Here is a 14,980-nt window from a genome sequence, read left to right on the forward strand (position 1 = left end):
ATCTCCACTTGATCGCTCGTTGACTGCACATTGACTGCTCGTTGACTTCGAAGGCCCGCGCGTTCTCTGATGTGATTCGTCGAAACGCGTCGGGCCGGAAGATGGCCGGCAAAAATGGCCGCTGAATCAGGCCGCTTTCGCCGCGTGCTGCGCATCGGCTTGCGCGTGGCCCGATTCGGGTGCATCGGCAACGACGCGCGCCGGATTGTTCGGATGCGTGGTCCAGTTCGCGTACTCGCCGCTGTCGACGCGCTCCATCGTGATGCATTGTTCGACCGGGCACACATGCATGCAAAGATTGCACCCGACGCACTCGGCGTCGATCACTTCGAAATGACGCTTGCCGTCCTTCTCGCGCGTGATCGCCTGATGCGACGTGTCCTCGCATGCGATGTGACACAGACCGCACTGGATGCACTTGTCCTGATCGATGCGCGCCTTGATGTCGTGCTTCAGGTTCAGGTACTTCCAGTCGGTGACGTTCGGCACCGCGCGGCCGCGAATGTCGTCGAGCGTCGCGTAGCCCTTTTCGTCCATCCAGTTCGACAGGCCGTCCGCGAGATCGGACACGATGCGAAAGCCGTAGTGCATCGCCGCTGTGCACACCTGCACGCTGCCCGCGCCGAGCACGATGAACTCCGCCGCGTCGCGCCACGACGAAATGCCGCCGATGCCCGAGATCGGCAGACCGGGCGTCTGCGGATCGCGCGCGATTTCGGCGACCATGTTCAGCGCGATAGGTTTGACGGCGGGGCCGCAGTAGCCACCGTGCGTGCCCTTGCCGTCGACGGTCGGCATCGGCGCCATCTGGTCGAGATCGACAGCGACGATCGAATTGATCGTATTGATCAACGACACGCCATCCGCGCCGCCCTTGTACGCGGCGCGCGAGCCCATGCGGATATCGCTGATGTTCGGCGTGAGCTTCACGAGACACGGCAGCTTCGTGCCCTCCTTGACCCAGCGCGTGACCATCTCGACATACTCGGGCACCTGCCCCACGGCCGAACCCATCCCGCGTTCGCTCATCCCATGCGGACAGCCGAAGTTCAGCTCGACGGCATCCGCGCCCGTGTCTTCGACGAGCGGGAGAATCCATTTCCAGTCGCGCTCGTTGCACGGCACCATCAGCGACACGATCAGCGCGCGGTCGGGCCAGTCGCGCTTGACCTGCGTGATTTCGCGCAGGTTGACATCGAGCGGCCGGTCCGTGATCAGCTCGATGTTGTTCAGGCCCGCGATGCGCTGGCCGTTCCACTGCACTGCGCCGTAACGCGAGCTGACGTTGACCACATGCGGATCGAGCCCGAGCGTCTTCCACACGACGCCGCCCCAGCCCGCCTCGAAAGCGCGGTTCACGTTGTACGCCTTATCGGTCGGCGGCGCGGACGCGAGCCAGAAAGGATTCGGCGAATTGATGCCGGCAATCGTGCAGCGTAGATCGGCCATGTTCGGCTCCGTGGGATTCGGTTGTGTTGTGACGTTGCGCGTGCGCGTTTCAGGCCGCCTTGACGGCTGCGAGCGCGAACGCCGCGTCGATCGACGCGGCCGCGAGCTTGCCGTCCTGCACGGCCTGCACGGTCAGATCGACGCCGCCCGATGCCGCGCAATCGCCGCCCGCCCAAACCTTGTCCAGCGACGTGCGCATGTCCGCATCGACGGCAATGCGGCTTCCGTCGAGCGTCAGCAGTTCGCGATCGAGACCGACGGGCATCAGCGTTTGACCAATCGCCTTGAGCACCACATCGGCTTCGACGGTGAAGCGCTCCGCGCTGTCATCGTTTGCGACGCGTTCGAACTCGACGGCTGTCACCACCCCATCTCTGCCGATCAGACGCACGGGCCTTGCATGCGTGACGAGCGTCACGCGCTGCGTCTGCGCGAACTCGCGCTCGGCCCATGTCGCGCTCATCGATTCGACGCCGCGTCTGTACACCATCGTCACGCTCGTCGCGCCGAGCTTGCGGCTTTGCACGGCGGCATCGACAGCCGTGTTGCCGCCGCCGATCACGACCACGCGACGCCCGACGGGCACCGTCGACAAGTCTTTCGCCTGACGCACCTGCTCGATGAAATCGACGGCGTTCATCACGCCGTTCAATGCTTCGCCTTCGAGTTCGAGCGCGCGCACGCCCGCGAGGCCCATCGCGAGGAATACGGCGTCGTGCTGTTGACGCAACGCGTCGAGTGTCACGTCGCGACCCAGCGCAACACCCGTCTTCAATTCGATGCCGCCGACCGACAGCAGCCATTGCACTTCGCGCTGCGCGAAGTCATCGACGGTCTTGTACGCGGCGATGCCGTATTCGTTGAGGCCGCCGCCTTTGTCGCGCGCGTCGTAGATCGTCACGCGATGGCCCGCCACGGCAAGACGATGCGCACACGCGAGCCCAGCCGGCCCCCCGCCGACCACGGCCACATGACGCCCGCTATCGGCCGCGCGCCTGAACTGCACGGCATCGCGCGCGATCGCCCAATCCGTCGCGTGACGTTGCAACGCGCCGATCGCCACGGGCTTCGCGTCCTGGTGATTGCGCACGCATGCGCCTTCGCAAAGGATCTCGGTCGGGCAGACACGCGCGCACATGCCGCCCAATGGATTGGCCGAAAGAATATCGGTGGCGGCGCCCTTCAGATTGCCGTTGCCGATCTTGCGAATGAAGCCGGGTATGTCGATTTGCGTCGGACAGGCCTGCACGCATGGCGCGTCGTAGCAGTAGTGGCAGCGGCTCGCGGCCGCGGCGGCTGCCGTCGCATCCAGCAGCGGAGAGATATCCGCGAACTCGCACGAAAGCTGTTCGGACGACACGCGCTGCGCCGCGATGTCGCCGGTTTGCTTGATGGCCATACGCGTTCCTTCGTCAAAGTGAGGACGTAGCCGTGCCTGCCGGCTTCGCTTCAGCGAAGCCGGGACGACATGTGATTGATGGGTAAAGCGGTGAAGCGTTAGATCGAGCGCTTACGATGCGGGCTCGCAGGCGCGCTCCAGCATCGCGTGCAGCAACACATTCGCGCCCGCCTCGATCCATTCGGGCGTCGCGTCTTCGATTTCGTTGTGACTGATCCCGTCGACACACGGCACGAATACCATCGACGTCGGCGCGACTTGCGCGAGATAACACGCGTCATGACCCGCGCCCGACACCATGTCGCGATGCGAGTAACCGAAGCGCTCCGCAGCGGCGCGCACGGACTTCACGCATGCCGCGTCGAACCTGACGGGCTCGTAGTAGAAGATCTGTTCGAGTTGCGTTTCGAGGCCGATTGCGCCCGCGATCTTCGCGACGCCTTCACGCAACGCGGCGTCCATCTTCGCGAGCACGGCATCGTCGGGATGACGGAAATCGACGGTGAAGAACACGCGGCCGGGAATCACGTTGCGCGAGTTCGGATGCACCTGCATCATGCCGACCGTCGCGCACGCGAGCGGCGCGTGATCGAGGCCGATGCGGTTGACGAGATCGACGACGCGCGCGGCGCCCAGCAACGCATCCTTGCGGCGAGGCATCGGCGTCGGGCCCGCGTGCGCTTCCTGCCCCGTCAGCGTGATTTCGTACCAGCGCTGCCCTTGCGCATCGGTGACGACGCCGATCGTCTTCTGCTCGGCTTCGAGTATCGGTCCCTGCTCGATGTGCAGTTCGAACGCGGCATGCAGCGGACGTCCGCCGCACGGCACGTCGCCCGCATAGCCGATGCGCCGCAGTTCTTCGCCGATCGTCTTGCCGTCGACGTCCTTGCGCGACAGGCCATAGTCGAGCGTGAAGACGCCTGCGAACACGCCCGACGCCACCATCGCAGGTGCGAAGCGCGAGCCTTCCTCGTTGGTCCAGATCACGACTTCGATCGGGTGCTCGGTCTGAATGTTGCGATCGTTGAGGCTGCGGATCACTTCGAGCCCGCCGAGCACGCCATAGATGCCGTCGAAGCGGCCGCCCGTCGGTTGCGAGTCGGCATGCGAGCCCGTCATCACGGGCAACGCATTCGGGTTCGTGCCCGCGCGCCGCATGAACACGTTGCCCATCTGATCGACGCTCACCGTGCAGCCCGCCTCCTTCGCCCAGCTGACGATCAGGTCGCGGCCCTGCTTGTCGAGGTCGGTGAGCGCGAGACGGCAGACGCCGCCCTTCGGTGTCGCGCCGATTTTCGCCATCGTCATCAGGCTGTCCCACAGCCGCTTTCCGTCGACGGCAATCGACGTATCGAGTCCCTGTTTCAACGCTTCGGATACCGCATTCATTCGTCTTGCTCCTCTGGATCAACACGCGTTGCAGTTCAGGCGCGAGGGCCTTGCGATGCCTCGCGACGACGTGAAACCGGTGCATCGGTTACGTCAGCGGATTCGCTTTGGGGCATCGATGCACGCGTCGCATGCATCGCGCGAATGCGTTCGCGTCCCGGTCGATTGGTGGCATCGGGCGCGTTGCGAATCCTGTCCGATTGGACAGGTTGTAGTCGATCAAAATCAGCAAATCAATCTCTTTCGTGCGGACAGGTACAGAGCGAGAAGCATGCCCATCGCAACGCAGCAACGCGCTTTCGCTTGCCCTGCGAAGCGGTGCGAATGTCCATGTCGACGTGAGCGCAAGCGGCTAGAATGAAGCGCGACGCGGCATCGGACCGCGCGAGGCCAACGATGAAAGATGACAAGCCAGTGGAAGACGCAGCGGTGAGCGAGATGGATCACGACGAAGCGGCGCGACCTTTGCGGCGGCGCAAGGCTCACATTCGCGAGAGCAACGAAGCGCATCTGCTGGCGTGCGCCGAGGCGGTGTTCGCGGAAAGGGGCTTCGAAGGCGCGAGCACGGCGATGATCGCGGAGCGTGCAGGCTTGCCGAAAGCCAACGTCCACTACTACTTCCCGACCAAGCTCGCGCTCTACCGGCGCGTGCTCGAAGACCTGTTCGAAGACTGGCATCGCGCGGCGAATACGTTCGAAGGCAGCGACGACCCGGTCGAAGCGATCGGCGGCTATGTGCGCGCGAAGATGGAGCTGTCGCGGCGGCGGCCGCTCGGCTCGAAGGTGTGGGCGAACGAGATCATCCATGGCGCCGGACACATGCAGGACATCCTCGATCAACGCGTGAAGCCGTGGCTCGACACGCGCGTGAAAGTCATCGACGACTGGATCGCGCGCGGACTGCTCGCGAACGTCGATGCGCAGACGTTGATGTACATGATCTGGGCGACGACGCAGCACTACGCGGATTTCGATGCGCAGATACGCGCGCTGGGCGGCAAGCGGGCATTGTCGCAAAAGGCCTTCGATGCGGCGACCGAACAGGTCGTGCAGCTCGTGATTCGCGCGTGCGGCGCCAGGTCTCCTTCTGCGAAGACCTGAGCGCTGCGGGTCACTTCAGTCACCCAGTCACTTCATTCGCGCGGTTCTTTCACGTGCTTAATACGTTTCCAGATGCAGGCGCCCTTCGCGCTTGAGCTTCTGCCACAGCACATCCCATTCGAGACCGTGCTGCCCGGCGATATCCTGCAGCGACTGCAGCACGCCGTCTTCCATGCCCTTCAATCCGCACACGTAGATGTACGTGTTGTCGTCCTTGAGCATCTGCGCGACGTCGGCGGCACGCTCGCGCATCGCGTCCTGCACGTAGCGCTTCGGCTCGCCGGGCGTGCGTGAAAACGCGAGGTTCGTGTCGATGAAATCTTTCGGCAGATTCGTCAACGGGCCGAAGTAAGGCAGCTCTTCTTTCGTGCGCGCACCGAAGAACAACATCAGCCTGCCTGTTGCGCCCTTCAGCCTGCGCCGGCGGCGATACTCCGTCATCGCGCGCATCGGCGCCGAGCCCGTGCCCGTGCAGATCATCAGCAAATGCGAGTTCGGATGATTCGGCATCAGAAACGTGCTGCCGAACGGGCCGATCACGTTGACGACATCGCCCTTCTTCAGATCGCACAGATAGTTCGAGCACACGCCGTTCGTCGCATTGCCCTCGTAGTCCTGCGTCACGCGCTTCACGGTCAGCGACACGTTGTTGTAGCCGGGGCGTTCGCCGTCGCGCGGACTCGCGATCGAATATTGCCGCGCGTGATGCGCGCGTCCATCAGCGGTGCCGTCCGGCGGCAGAATGCCGATCGACTGCCCTTCGAGCACGGGGAACGGCATCTGACCGAAATCGATCACGATGTGATGGATATCGCTTTGCGTCGCTTCATCGGTGAGCCGATAGTTGCCGACGACGGTCGCCGTCGTCGGATTCCTGTGCGTGTAGAGATTCACATAAGGACGCGCCGCGGACCACGGCGGCACGACCGCGCCGCGCACCATATCGACCTCGATGCCTTCCGCTTCATCGGTATGGTCGCTGCTCGCGGACGGCGCGTTTTGCGACTCGGCGGACGGCGGCGGCGCCATCGTTCCCTGCTCGGGCAACACGTCCCATGTGAACTGCTCGTCGATACTGTACGGGTCGGCCTTGAGCACCGAGCGCCAGTTGTCGATCGCGCCTGTCGGGCACGGCGGCACGCACGCCATGCAGGCGTTGCACACGTCCGGCTTCACGACATAGTTCGTGCCGTCGTGCGTGATCGCATCGATCGGGCAGGTCTCTTCGCATGTGTTGCAGCGAATGCAGATCTCCGGATCGATCAGATGCTGCTTCAGGATGTCGATCGATACAGGCGCGTTCATGATTGCTGTCTCCTACCCTCTTGCCCTTGCACTGCGTCGCATTCAGTTGAAGCGCACGTATTCGAAGTCGACGGGCTGGCGGTTGATGCCCATCGCGGGCGGCGCGATCCAGTTCGCGAACTTGCCCGGCTCGACGACGCGCCCCATCAGCGATGCAACGAATGCGCGGTCTTCCGGAGTCGGCAGCCATTTCGTTTCGTTCGCGGCCCATTCGGCCTCGCCGATCACGCGACCATCGGGCGACACATGCGTGCCCGCGAACGTGCCGATCTGCCGGTTGAACGCCTTGTGCGGCACGCTCAGACGAAAGTCGATGCCGGCCTTTTCCAGCACCTTGTTCCAGCGCCCGACACCCGCCATCGAATCCTTGATGTAGTCGTCGCGCAGCACTTCGTTCATCGCGTTGAGCATCGGCACTTCGCGCTCGATCAGCTTGCCGTTCTCGACGTCGAGCAGCTTGTAGTTGAAGCCGCCCAGTTGATGATCGTCGTCGCGCTTCGTTTCTTCATAGCGGCCCTTGAGGCCCGAGCTATAGAACGTCGCCGCATTCGACGACTGGTCCGCGCCGAACAGATCGATCGTCACCGAGTAATGGAAGTTCAGATAGCGCTGGATCGTCGGCAGATCGATCACGCCCGCCGCGCGAAGCTTGCTGACGTCGTCGGTCTTCAGTTCGTTCATCACCTGAGCGGTGCGCTGCACGACACGCGACACACCCGACTCGCCGACGAACATGTGATGCGCTTCTTCCGTCAGCATGAACTTTGTCGTGCGCGCGAGCGGATCGAAGCCCGATTCGGCGAGCGCGCTCAACTGGAACTTGCCGTCGCGGTCCGTGAAATACGTGAACATGTAGAACGCGAGCCAGTCGGGCGTCTTCTCGTTGAACGCGCCGAGGATGCGCGGATTGTCTTCGTCGCCCGAGCGCCGGCCGAGCAGCGCTTCCGCTTCCTCGCGACCATCGCGGCCGAAATAGCGATGCAGCAGATACACCATCGCCCACAGGTGACGCCCTTCTTCGACGTTCACCTGGAACAGGTTGCGCAGGTCGTACAGCGACGGCGCCGTCAGGCCGAGATGACGCTGCTGCTCGACGGAAGCGGGCTCCGTATCGCCTTGCGTGACGATGATGCGGCGCAGGTTCGCACGATGCTCGCCGGGGACGTCCTGCCACGCGGCTTCGCCCTTGTGCTCGCCGAAATGGATCTTGCGGTCCTGCTCGCCGGGCGACAGAAAGATGCCCCAGCGATAGTCAGGCATCTTCACGTAATCGAAGTGCGCCCAGCCGCCCGGGTCGACGCTGGTCGCGGTACGCAGATAGACGTCGAAGTTGTGCGAGCCGTCCGGTCCCATGTCGCTCCACCATGACAGGAAGTTCGGCTGCCATTGTTCGAGCGCGCGTTGCAGCGTGCGGTCGTCGGCGAGATTGACGTTGTTGGGGATCTTGTCGCTGTAGTTGATCGTGGACATGTCGGTTCCTTGAGCGCAGTGCGTGTTGTCTGGCGAGAGGCGTCTCGTCGTCGTGTCGATGTGCGTGCGATGACTGGAGTGAGCGCTCAGACGCGCGACACGTCGAATTGCGCCTTGCTGCCCTTGCCGTACACTTTGAGCGCGCCCTTCTCGCCCACCGCGTTCGGCCGGTTGAAAATCCAGTTCTGCCATGCCGTCAGACGGCCGAAGATGCGCGACTCCATCGTCTCGGGCCCGTTGAAGCGCAGGTTCGCTTCCATGCCCGTCAGCGCATCGGGTGACATCGCCGCGCGTTCTTCGAGCGCAATGCGGATTTCGTCGGCCCAGTCGATATCATCCGGCGAGGCTGTTACGAGACCCAGACGCTCCGCTTCCACCGCTTTCACAGGCTGACCGATCTTCGCGCGCGCGGCGTCGAGCGGCTCGGCTTCTTCATAGAAGCGCCGCGCGAGGCGAGACTGATGCGTGACCATCGGATACAGGCCGAAGTTGACTTCCGACAGCGTGATCGCCGGCTCTTCGTCCTCATTCGCGGGCAGCGCCGCCATGTACGTGCGATCTGCGGCGAATGCGAATTCCGCGAACGTGCCGGCAAAGCACGAACCCGGCTCGATCAGCGCGAACAGCGACCGCGACGATACGTCGATGCGCGCGAGCGTGCGGCGCAAGAGGCCAATCGTTTCGCGCACGAACCAATGGTCCCTGTGTTCGAGCAGCGTCGCATCGGCGGCAAGCACCGCGCGCGCGTCGCCCTCCGTCTTCAGTATCCACGTGCCGATTTCCAGCTCGTTCGTGCGCATCGAGAGGATCGCATCGTCGAGCTCGCGCGCGAACTTTAGCGGCCACCAGTTCACGCCCTTCGCGACGATCGCGTCGATATCGGTCGGCTGATCGGCAGTGGGCGCTTTCGCGGTGAAGGTGGCCGTGCGTTTCGCGCGGTCGATCGTCACGTCGAGCGTCGCATACGTGAGGCCGTCCTCATGTTCGGCGCGCTCGATGCGCGTGAGCGTCACGCCCTTCGCATCCGCGGGACGGTCGCTCGGCTGCGCGAGTTCCAGTGCGCGCGCGGCGATCGCCTGTTCGAACTGGTTCGGCTTCACGATTTCATCGACGAGCCGCCACTCTTTCGCCCGCGCGCCCCGAATGCCTTCGACCAGCGTGCAGAAAATATCGGCGCGGTCGTGGCGGACCTTGCGCTTGTCGGTGACGCGCGTCAGGCCGCCCGTGCCAGGCAGCACGCCGAGCAGCGGCACTTCCGGCAGCGCGACCGATGACGAGCGGTCGTCGACCAGATAGATCTCATCGCACGCGAGTGCCAGTTCATATCCGCCGCCCGCACACGCACCGTTGACGGCTGCAAGAAACTTCAGGCCGGAATGACGCGACGAATCTTCGATGCCATTGCGCGTTTCGTTCGTGAACTTGCAGAAGTTGACCTTCCATGCATGCGACGACAGGCCCAGCATGAAGATGTTCGCGCCCGAGCAGAACACGCGGTCCTTCATGCTCGTGAGGACGACCGTGCGCACTTCGGGATGCTCGAAGCGGATGCGCTGAAGTGCATCGTGCAGTTCGATATCGACGCCGAGGTCGTATGAATTGAGCTTCAGCTTGTAGCCGTCGCGGATGCCGCCGTCTTCGGCGATGTCGATGCCGAGCGTCGCCACCGGGCCGTTGAACGAAAGTTTCCAGTGCTTGTACTGCGAGGGATCGGTGCGGTAGTCGACTCGCGTGATAGCGGCGTCTGCTGAAGACATGGCTGAGGACATAGGGCGTCTCCTGAGGCGGATGCAGATTGTTTGAACGAACAATAGTGCACTATCTCAGCCATGTAAAGCACTTTACTTCATGTTTTCGGGTTATCCCTGGCAGGCGGGCGCCGCCTGATGACGCCCGGAGTGCATCATGCTTCGTCGCCCAGTTCGGCCGCGAGCCGCGCCGCGAGCCGGTCGCGCAATTGCAGATAGGCGTCGGCCAGTGTGCGCTCGCTGGTGTCGAAGTTCATGTCGGCGCGTCCGTACAGTTCGCTGCGGCCCGCAAGGATGCGCTTCAGGTCTTCCATTGCCTCCTTGCTTCCCGCCATCGGCCGCAGATCGCCCTGCGCGACGACGCGGCGCATGTGCTCTTCGGGGCTTGCCTGCAGCCAGACGGTGAAGCAGTGCGCGAGCAGCATGTTGAACGTGGCGGGCTCGGACACGAGCCCGCCCGGCGACGCGATCACGGCCCGCTCGTGCTCGCCGATGACGGCTTCGAGCGCGCGCTGCTCGTAGCGCCGATAAGCGCTCGCGCCGTACAGCGAATGGATCTCCGATGGCGGGCAACCCGCCATCTGCTCGATCACGCGCGTGATTTCGATGAACGGCACCTTGCGCTCCTGCGCGAGCATGCGGCCGAGCGTCGACTTGCCCGCGCCGCGCAGGCCGATCAACGCGATGCGGTCCTTCCGGTGCGGGTCGCGCGGCGCCTGCGCGAACATCTCCGACAGCGCGACGCGCGCGCGCTGCAATGCCGCCTGGTCGCGGCCCTGCAGCAGTTCGCGGATCAGCAGCCATTCGGCGGATGACGTGGTTTCGTCGCCGATGACTTCGGCGAGCGGGCAGTTCAGCGTGGCCGCGATCTGCCGCAGCACCAGCACCGATGCGTTGCCGAGACCCGATTCGAGATTCGCCAGATGCCGCTCGGACAGGCCCGTTTCCGCCGCCAGCGTCTTGCGCGTCATGCCGCGCCGCGCGCGCAGCAGGCGCACGCGTTCGCCCATCGCCGTCAGAAACGGGTCGCGCTCTTCGCGTTCGGCTTTCGGCGCTTCGTCGTCGGCGTTCGGGGACGGCGCCGCACTGGCCGCTATCACAGAGTAAGTTTGATTCATGTCGCGAGCCCTCATCGCATAGGTATATGTACTATAGTGCTTGACACACGCAAGGTGAACGGTTAATTTTCGCCGCATATCGACGCAATAACAACGCCGCGAGCCCTCGTCCGGATGGCATAGGCGAAATGGGAGACGATCGGTCGCATACGACATGAACTAAGGTGCGTGTCGGTCGACATCTTGCATGTGATCGGAGGGAGTGGAGCATGGCCCTGAATAGGTACCGACGTGCGAATCCGGCCGATTCGCCGACGGTGGTCGACCACGGATGCATCGGATCGGAGTCAGGTGATAAGGCGTGAACTCGGGTCGTTGCTCTGCGTGGGATCGGGGCAAGTGCCAAAGCGCCAACTCCACTCGACCGCTCTGCATGGGACGGGAGCAAGTGCCAAAGCACCAACTCCACTCGACCGCTCTGCATGGGACCGGAGCAAGTGCCAAAGCACCAACTCCGGTCGACCGCTCTGCATGGGACCGGTGTAAGCGCTAAAGCGCTAACTCCGGTCGACAAGGAGGCAAGCATGTTCCCTCAGGACCTTCAGCGTCTGATCGCGGGCATTACCGCGCAACTCGCGGGCCGTCCGCTCGACGCGTCGCTGGCTGCGTGGCTCAACGCGACCTGGCCTTCGAGCAGCCATACGTACCGCGAACTCGCTGACGCATGCCGCACAGGTGTCGCCGAAGGCTGGCTGTGCAACCGCGTGCACGGCGGCATCCGCTACGGCCGCATCATCAGGCCGACACCCGACACGCACGGTTTTTCCGTCGACGTCGTCGACATGCAGGACATTGCCGGTCCGCATCACATGCATCCGAATGGCGAAATCGATCTGATCATGCCGCTCACCGACGGCGCGACGTTCGACGGCCACCCGGCCGGCTGGTACGTCTATGGACCCGGCAGCGCACATCGGCCGACAGTCTCGCACGGACAGGCACTTGTGCTGTATCTGCTGCCGCAAGGTGCAATCCAATTCACACAGGACGCGTCGAGCGCCTGAGAACGCATCCAGCCGCGCCCCACCTGCACTCGCCCCACCTGCACTAATACGCACGCCGCCTCAATACGCCGGAGGACACATGGAAGCCTTGCTGGAATCGCGCCCGAGCGAGCCTGCACCAAAAGTCGAAGCGCCGCCCGCGCAATTCAACTTCGCGTCGCATCTGTTCCGCCTCAACGACGTGCGCCCCGACAAACCCGCCTACATCGATGACGCGAGCGTCATCACTTACGCGCAACTCGAAGACCGCGCGCGCCGTTTCGCCACCGCGTTGCGCTCGCTCGGCGTGCATCCCGAGGAGCGCATCCTGCTCGTGATGCTCGACACCGCCGAACTGCCGATCGCGTTTCTCGGCGCGCTGTACGCGGGCGTCGTGCCCGTCGTCGCGAACACGCTGCTCACGGCCGCGGACTATCTGTACATGCTCACGCACAGCCACGCGCGCGCCGTGATCGCATCGGGCGCGCTGCTGCCGAACGTCGAGAAGGCGATGCGCGAAGCGGAACACGACGGATGCCTGCTAATCGCCTCGCAGCCAGTGCAGGTCGATCCGCCACCGGAATACGTGTTGAACCGGTTGATCGACGGCGCTGAGCCCATGTTGAAGCCGAATGCATGTAGCGGCGACGACATCGCGTTCTGGCTGTACTCGTCGGGCTCGACGGGAAAGCCGAAAGGCACGGTGCACACGCACGCCAACCTGTACTGGACGGCCGAACTCTACGCAAAACTGGTACTCGGCATCAGCGAACAGGATGTCGTGTTCTCGGCCGCCAAGCTGTTCTTTGCATACGGCCTCGGCAACGCACTGACGTTTCCGCTTTCGGTCGGCGCAACGGCCGTGCTGATGGCCGAGCGGCCAACACCCGACGCGATCTTCAGGCGTCTCGTCGCACATCGGCCGACGATCTTCTACGGCGTGCCGACGCTGTACGCGAACATGCTGATCTCGCCCAATCTGCCGCCGCGCGAGCAGGTCGCCATGCGCATCTGCGCGTCGGCGGGCGAAGCGCTGCCGCGCGAGATCGGCGAACGGTTCACCGCGCATTTCGGCTGCGAGATTCTCGATGGCATCGGCTCGACCGAGATGCTGCATATCTTCCTGTCGAATCGAGCAGGTGAAGTGGAATACGGAACGACGGGCCGTCCCGTGCCCGGATATGAAGTGGAGTTGCGCGACGAAGCAGGTCATCCCGTGCCTGACGGTGAAGTGGGCGATCTGTTCATCAAAGGGCCGAGCGCTGCACTAATGTATTGGTCCAATCGCGAGAAGTCCCGCGCGACGTTCCTGGGTGAATGGATCCGCAGCGGCGACAAGTATTGCCGGCTGCCAAACGGCTGCTATCAATACGCGGGCCGCAGCGACGACATGCTGAAAGTCAGCGGACAGTATGTTTCGCCCGTCGAGGTCGAGATGGTGCTCGTGCAACATCCTTCCGTCCTCGAAGCGGCCGTCGTCGGCGTCGATCACGGTGGTCTCGTGAAAACGCGTGCATTCGTCGTGCTGAAGCAAAGTGCCGATGCATGTGATGCACTCGCCGATGAACTGAAGTCGTTCGTCAAGGGTAAGCTGGCGCCGCACAAGTATCCGCGTGATATCGTCTTCGTCGGCGATCTGCCGAAGACGGCAACGGGTAAGATTCAACGCTTCAAACTGCGAGAACGGCCCATCAGCTGATGAACGGAATGTCCGAACCTGTCACGAGCTTGCGCGACGACGCGAAGAGTGCGTCGATTGCATTGCCGGCCAACGCGCAACGCGGCGCGTTGGAGATCGAATACCGCTGGCTCAACGCGCATCGTGTCGACGCGCCGCTGGCCGTGTTTCTGCACGAAGGGCTGGGGTCGGTCGCGATGTGGAAAGACTGGCCTCAGGTTCTGTGCGACAGGCTCGGCATGCGCGGTCTCGTGTACTCGCGCCCCGGCTACGGCCGTTCGACGCCGCGTCCGCACGATGTCAAGCTGCCCGTCCATTTCATGTCAGTGCAGGCCCGCGATGTTCTGCCCGCGTTGCTCGATGCACTCGGTGTCAGCGTTAAGGAACGGCAATGCATGTGGCTGATCGGTCACAGCGACGGCGGATCGATCACGTTGCTTTATGCTGCCGCTTTTCCCGATGCACTCGCGGGCGCCGTCGTCATTGCACCGCACGTCTTCGTCGAGGACATTTCTGTCGAGAGCATCGCCGACGCAAAGAAGGCGTATGAACAGTCCGGCCTGCGCGGCAGGCTCGCCCGCTATCACGACGATATCGATTCGGCGTTCTATGGCTGGAACGATGTGTGGCTGAGCGCGGCGTTCCGGTCGTGGAGCATCGTCGATGAACTAAAGCGCATTCGCTGCCCGTTGCTCGCTGTGCAAGGTCACGACGATCACTACGGCACGATGATGCAGATCGACACGATCGCGCAACGCGCGCCGCAGACGCAACTGACGAAGCTCGACAAGTGCGGACATTCGCCTCATCGCGACGCGCCTCAGGCCCTCAACGATGCGATCGTCGCATTCGTCAACGAGCACAGCCGCGCATAGCACGCACGCTGCATTGAAGTTCTCCACAGAATCCGTGCACAAGGTTGTGAGTAACCCGTGCAAGACCCGAGCAAGTCATTGATGCGATTCGGATTGAACCCGATGCACGCGCTGCCGCGCCATTGATGAAACCTCGCTCGTGCCGAACCTGACACACGCTTTGTCCACAGAATCCGTGACCAACCCTGTGGACAACGTGCCGATAACGCACACAAGTCATTGAGCCGTCACACGGAATATGCGCTGCATCTCATGCAGTGCATTTCCGTCTGCACTTCTTTTCCCATCCCCCGCTTCACAATACCTACATACGCGCTGGCTATCCTTTCGCGGCTCTCACCCCTGACGCCGGAGGATGACGATGCCCGCTCTGCACGCCGCCGCACGTAGCCAGCGACGCAAGCGTTTGCACCCTGCGCTCGCCGTCGTCACGGCATCGATCGCGGTTGCGGCATGCAGCGGCAG

Annotated in this window: 11 protein-coding genes; 4 read left to right on the forward strand and 7 right to left on the reverse strand. The window is 63.3% G+C overall.

The annotated features are described in order from the left end of the window. Positions 1-126 precede the first annotated feature (126 nt). From preA to VSR68_RS37790, 3 genes are all read right to left on the reverse strand, one after another. A complete protein-coding gene (gene preA, locus VSR68_RS37780; RefSeq protein WP_342944629.1) occupies positions 127-1,449 on the reverse strand; it encodes an NAD-dependent dihydropyrimidine dehydrogenase subunit PreA in 1,323 nt (440 codons plus the stop codon). Between the two features lie 49 nt (positions 1,450-1,498). Beyond that, positions 1,499-2,848: an NAD(P)-dependent oxidoreductase gene (locus VSR68_RS37785; protein ID WP_342944630.1), complete on the reverse strand. Its 1,350-nt coding sequence runs from the start codon at positions 2,846-2,848 to the stop codon at positions 1,499-1,501. A 111-nt stretch (positions 2,849-2,959) separates the two neighbouring features. Continuing rightward, a complete protein-coding gene (locus VSR68_RS37790) occupies positions 2,960-4,237 on the reverse strand; it encodes a Zn-dependent hydrolase (protein ID WP_342944631.1) in 1,278 nt (425 codons plus the stop codon). A 396-nt stretch (positions 4,238-4,633) separates the two neighbouring features. Between VSR68_RS37790 and VSR68_RS37795 the strand changes: the two genes are divergently transcribed. After that, positions 4,634-5,338 carry a TetR/AcrR family transcriptional regulator gene (locus VSR68_RS37795; RefSeq protein WP_342944632.1) on the forward strand — a complete coding sequence of 235 codons (705 nt, stop codon included), beginning with the start codon at positions 4,634-4,636 and terminating at the stop codon, positions 5,336-5,338. 57 nt (positions 5,339-5,395) lie between these two features. Here VSR68_RS37795 and boxA read toward each other — a convergent pair whose 3' ends face one another. From boxA to VSR68_RS37815, 4 genes are all read right to left on the reverse strand, one after another. After that, the gene (gene boxA / locus VSR68_RS37800; protein WP_342944633.1) at positions 5,396-6,643 is read right to left on the reverse strand and encodes a benzoyl-CoA 2,3-epoxidase subunit BoxA; all 1,248 of its coding nucleotides are present in this window, start codon (positions 6,641-6,643) and stop codon (positions 5,396-5,398) included. A 42-nt stretch (positions 6,644-6,685) separates the two neighbouring features. Beyond that, entirely contained in the window at positions 6,686-8,113 is a 1,428-nt protein-coding gene (boxB, locus tag VSR68_RS37805) for a benzoyl-CoA 2,3-epoxidase subunit BoxB (RefSeq protein ID WP_342944634.1), read from the reverse strand. A gap of 86 nt (positions 8,114-8,199) precedes the next feature. Further along, positions 8,200-9,882, reverse strand: coding sequence for a 2,3-epoxybenzoyl-CoA dihydrolase (boxC, locus tag VSR68_RS37810; RefSeq protein ID WP_428983676.1), 1,683 nt, complete (start codon positions 9,880-9,882; stop codon positions 8,200-8,202). Positions 9,883-10,016: 134 nt separating this feature from the next. Beyond that, positions 10,017-10,979 carry a helix-turn-helix transcriptional regulator gene (locus tag VSR68_RS37815; protein ID WP_342944635.1) on the reverse strand — a complete coding sequence of 321 codons (963 nt, stop codon included), beginning with the start codon at positions 10,977-10,979 and terminating at the stop codon, positions 10,017-10,019. Positions 10,980-11,503: 524 nt separating this feature from the next. On the opposite strand from VSR68_RS37815, the gene VSR68_RS37820 reads away from it, so the two are divergent. The 3 genes from VSR68_RS37820 to VSR68_RS37830 all read left to right on the forward strand — a co-directional run bounded on the left by VSR68_RS37820 (position 11,504) and on the right by VSR68_RS37830 (position 14,515). Then, positions 11,504-11,983: a DUF4863 family protein gene (locus VSR68_RS37820; RefSeq protein ID WP_342944636.1), complete on the forward strand. Its 480-nt coding sequence runs from the start codon at positions 11,504-11,506 to the stop codon at positions 11,981-11,983. A 79-nt stretch (positions 11,984-12,062) separates the two neighbouring features. Then, complete coding sequence (locus VSR68_RS37825) at positions 12,063-13,661, forward strand: benzoate-CoA ligase family protein (protein ID WP_342944637.1); 1,599 nt, start codon at positions 12,063-12,065, stop codon at positions 13,659-13,661. 8 nt (positions 13,662-13,669) lie between these two features. Further along, positions 13,670-14,515 carry an alpha/beta hydrolase gene (locus VSR68_RS37830; protein WP_342944638.1) on the forward strand — a complete coding sequence of 282 codons (846 nt, stop codon included), beginning with the start codon at positions 13,670-13,672 and terminating at the stop codon, positions 14,513-14,515. Positions 14,516-14,980: the final 465 nt, after the last annotated feature.

The organism is Paraburkholderia phymatum (assembly GCF_038900715.1).
In the GTDB taxonomy this organism is placed as follows: Bacteria; Pseudomonadota; Gammaproteobacteria; order Burkholderiales; family Burkholderiaceae; genus Paraburkholderia; species Paraburkholderia phymatum_A.